Genomic DNA, 3,347 nt, shown 5'->3' on the forward strand with positions numbered 1-3,347 from the left:
GGCGGCGATGGCGGCGCGGCCTGCGAGCGAGTTGTCGGAATCGTTGGACATGGGGGAGATCCTATCAGCTTAGGCCGGTTCAGTCATTGGCGCGAGGTCGCGCACGTCGGTCAGCTTGCCGGTGACGGCGGCAGCGGCGGCCATGGCGGGGCTCATCAGGTGGGTGCGCGCACCCGGACCCTGACGGCCGGTGAAGTTGCGGTTGCTGGTGGAGGCGCAGCGCTCCCCGGCAGGCACCTTGTCGGGGTTCATGGCAAGGCAGGCCGAGCAGCCCGGCTCGCGCCATTCCAGACCCGCATCGATGATGATCTTGTCGAGACCTTCGGCCTCGGCCTGCGCCTTGACCAGACCCGATCCGGGGACGACGATCGCCCACTTCACGTTGTCGGCCTTGTGGCGCCCCTTGAGCACTTCGGCGGCGGCCCGGATGTCCTCGATGCGGCTGTTGGTGCAGCTGCCGATGAAGACGTTCTGCACTTCCACGTCGGTCAACTTCGTGCCGGGCGTCAGGCCCATGTAGTCGAGGCTGTGCTTGACCGCATCGCGCTTGGAGGCGTCGGCGAAGTCCTCAGGCGCGGGGACGAAGCCGCCGATGCCGGAGGTGTCCTCGGGGCTGGTGCCCCAGGTGACGGTGGGCTGGATGTCCTGGGCGCGGATGAACACGGACTTGTCGTAAGTCGCGCCCTCGTCGGTCGCCAGGCTCTTCCACCACGCCACGGCCTTGTCCCAGTCCGCGCCCTTGGGCGCGTAGGGGCGGCCCTTGACGTAGGCGAAAGTCGTCTCGTCCGGTGCGACGAGCCCTGCGCGGGCGCCGCCCTCGATCGACATGTTCGATACCGTCAGGCGGCCTTCGACCGACATCTCGCGGAAGACGTTGCCGGTATACTCGATCACGTAGCCGGTGCCGCCGGCAGTGCCGATGACGCCGATGACGTGCAGGATCACGTCCTTCGGGGTGACCCCGGCTCCGAGCGTGCCCTCGACGCGGACTTCGAAGGTCTTCGACTGCTTGAGCAGCAGCGTCTGGGTAGCCAGCACGTGCTCGACCTCGGACGTGCCGATGCCGAAGGCCAGTGCGCCCAGGCCGCCGTTGCAGGCGGTGTGGCTGTCGCCGCAGACGATGGTGGCGCCGGGCAGCGAGAAGCCCTGCTCGGGGCCGACGACGTGGACGATGCCCTGTTCCGGATCGGCGTCGCCGATGTAGCGGATGCCGAACGAAGGCGCGTTCTTCTCCAGCATGTCGAGCTGCTGGGCGCTCTGCGGATCGGCGATCGGCACGCGGTTGCCGTTCGCGTCGCGGCGCGCGGTGGTGGGCAGGTTATGGTCAGGCACCGCGAGCGTAAGATCGGGGCGACGCACCGGGCGACCGGCGGCGCGAAGGCTCTCGAAAGCCTGCGGGCTCGTCACTTCGTGGACGATGTGCCGGTCGATGTAGATGAGGCCGGTGCCGTCGTCGCGTCTATCGACGACGTGGGCGTCCCAGATCTTCTGGTAGAGGGTGCGGGGTGCGTTTGTCATGATCAGGCGCGATTAGGCCCCACCCTTGCGAAATTCAAGGGGCAGGGCGATTCGCTGCGCCCTTCGAGTGAAATTTTCATTCAATCTGAATTGGTCTGACGATCGATCGTTGCTGTTGCGAGGTGCTCGCACCGCCATGTAAAACGCGCCCGGTCCTTGCGGCCGGGCGCGTTCGGGAAGGTGCGGGCCGGAATTCAGGGTCACCGGCCCGGTCGATCAGTGGTGGCGACGATCGTAACGGTCATGGCGATCGTAGCGCGAACGATAGCGGCGGTCGTCGTGATGGCGGCGGTCATTGCGCCAGTAGTGCTTGGAAGCGCGGTGATGCTTCACGTAGCGCGGCGGGGCGTGGTGGCCGCGGCGCGCATGGTCGCGCTGGTCGTGGTGGTAGGGTGCGGCCTCGGCGACGGCAGGGGCCAGCGAGGCGCCGCCGAGCAGCGCGACGAGGGCGGGGGCGATGATCTTGGTCAGCTTGTTCATGGGGGGATTCCTGTGTGGGGGGATTGTTCTGCCGGGAGGGAAACCGCGGGCTACGGCAAAGGCTGCCGGATTATTCCGCGACTTGGGGTTCCCGGTCGCCGATCAGCCGCGGCGGCGGTCGTAATCGTGGCGCTCCATCCGCAGCGAGGCGTAGACCTTGTTGACGCGGTTGCCGAGGATGCGGGTCTCCTGCGCGGAGAGGCCGCCGCGCGAGTACTGGCCGTAGAGACGCTGGATATCGACCACGTCGCGGCGCAGACCCGAGGCTTCGCGCTGCGAGATCGTCCGGCGGGCGGCGGCGCGGTCGATATTGGCGCGCAGGCCCTGGATGTCGGAGCGAATGTCGTAGTGGCGGGCGGCCTGGACGTGGCGGTTCGGCGCGGCCTCGGCGATGCCGGGGGCGATGGCGCCGAGGCCGGTGACGGCGATCAGGGCGGGGGCGATGAACTTGGTGAACTGGCGCATGGGTCGCACTCCTTGCTGGAAACTGTTTTCGGAAGGTCGCTTCCGATGCATTCAGGATTAGGCTTGTGAAACTGAACGTCAGCTAGACGGCCCGTCGCAAGGGTGTGTGCAATTGTAAGAGAGTGTCGCAGCTTCAGTCGCGTCATCTCCGCCTGCGCGGGGATGACGGGATTTTGTGTGTGAAGAGAGGCGTTGGCAGTATAAGGGCAAGGCCATGTCCGCCCTTGCCGCCGTCTTGATCGTCCTTGCCTCCGCTGCCGCGATGGAGTTCGTCGCGTGGTCGAGCCACAAGTACATCATGCATGGTTTCGGCTGGGCCTGGCACCGCGACCACCACGAGCCGCACGACAGGATGCTGGAGAAGAACGACCTCTATGCCGTGTTCGGGGCGGCAATCAGCATTTCCATGTTCGCACTCGGCTCGCCGATGGTGATGGGCGCAAGTGCGTGGTGGCCGGGCACGTGGATTGGTCTCGGCGTGCTGGTCTACGGCGTGATCTACACGCTGATCCACGACGGCCTGGTCCACCAGCGCTATTTCCGGTGGGTGCCCAAGCGCGGCTATGCCAAGCGGCTGGTGCAGGCCCACAAGCTGCACCATGCGACCATCGGCAAGGAAGGCGGCGTCAGCTTCGGCTTCGTCGTCGCGCGCGATCCGGCGGTGCTCAAGCGGGAACTGCGGGCGCAGCGCGAACAGGGCATCGCCGTGCTGCGCGAGGCGGTGGACTAGGTATATCCTCCCTGTTCCGCAGGAATGGGGAGGTGGCAGCCCGCAGGGCTGACGGAGGGGTTCTTCCCCCTCCACCACCGACTGTGTCGGCGGTCCCCCTCCCCATCGCTTCGTGACAGGGAGGACTATCTCAATCCATCGCGTCGCTGCGTTC

The 3,347-nt window shown here is 66.6% G+C and carries 4 protein-coding genes; 1 reads left to right on the forward strand and 3 read right to left on the reverse strand.

All coding sequences use genetic code 11. The features are described 5' to 3' along the window. Positions 1-69: 69 nt before the first annotated feature. The 3 genes from leuC to LH128_RS27190 all read right to left on the reverse strand — a co-directional run bounded on the left by leuC (position 70) and on the right by LH128_RS27190 (position 2,463). Positions 70-1,518 (reverse strand): 3-isopropylmalate dehydratase large subunit, encoded by a 1,449-nt coding sequence (leuC, locus tag LH128_RS27180; RefSeq protein WP_008832913.1) that lies wholly within the window; start codon positions 1,516-1,518, stop codon positions 70-72. A gap of 216 nt (positions 1,519-1,734) precedes the next feature. Further along, the gene (locus tag LH128_RS27185) at positions 1,735-1,998 is read right to left on the reverse strand and encodes a hypothetical protein (RefSeq protein WP_008832914.1); all 264 of its coding nucleotides are present in this window, start codon (positions 1,996-1,998) and stop codon (positions 1,735-1,737) included. Between the two features lie 102 nt (positions 1,999-2,100). Next, positions 2,101-2,463: a hypothetical protein gene (locus LH128_RS27190; RefSeq protein ID WP_008832915.1), complete on the reverse strand. Its 363-nt coding sequence runs from the start codon at positions 2,461-2,463 to the stop codon at positions 2,101-2,103. A gap of 214 nt (positions 2,464-2,677) precedes the next feature. On the opposite strand from LH128_RS27190, the gene LH128_RS27195 reads away from it, so the two are divergent. Beyond that, positions 2,678-3,193, forward strand: a complete 516-nt coding sequence (locus LH128_RS27195) for a sterol desaturase family protein (RefSeq protein ID WP_008832916.1) — start codon at positions 2,678-2,680, stop codon at positions 3,191-3,193. Positions 3,194-3,347: the final 154 nt, after the last annotated feature.

Origin of the sequence: Sphingomonas sp. LH128 (genome assembly GCF_000293195.2) — a bacterium.
GTDB lineage: Bacteria > Pseudomonadota > Alphaproteobacteria > Sphingomonadales > Sphingomonadaceae > Novosphingobium > Novosphingobium resinovorum_A.

Bases quoted from the DNA above. Each gene is read 5' to 3' on its own strand.
- LH128_RS27195 (WP_008832916.1), top strand. From the start codon at position 2,678: ATGTCCGCCCTTGCCGCCGTCTTGATCGTCCTTGCCTCCGCTGCCGCG.
- leuC (WP_008832913.1), bottom strand. From the start codon at position 1,518: ATGACAAACGCACCCCGCACCCTCTACCAGAAGATCTGGGACGCCCAC.
- LH128_RS27190 (WP_008832915.1), bottom strand. From the start codon at position 2,463: ATGCGCCAGTTCACCAAGTTCATCGCCCCCGCCCTGATCGCCGTCACC.
- LH128_RS27185 (WP_008832914.1), bottom strand. From the start codon at position 1,998: ATGAACAAGCTGACCAAGATCATCGCCCCCGCCCTCGTCGCGCTGCTC.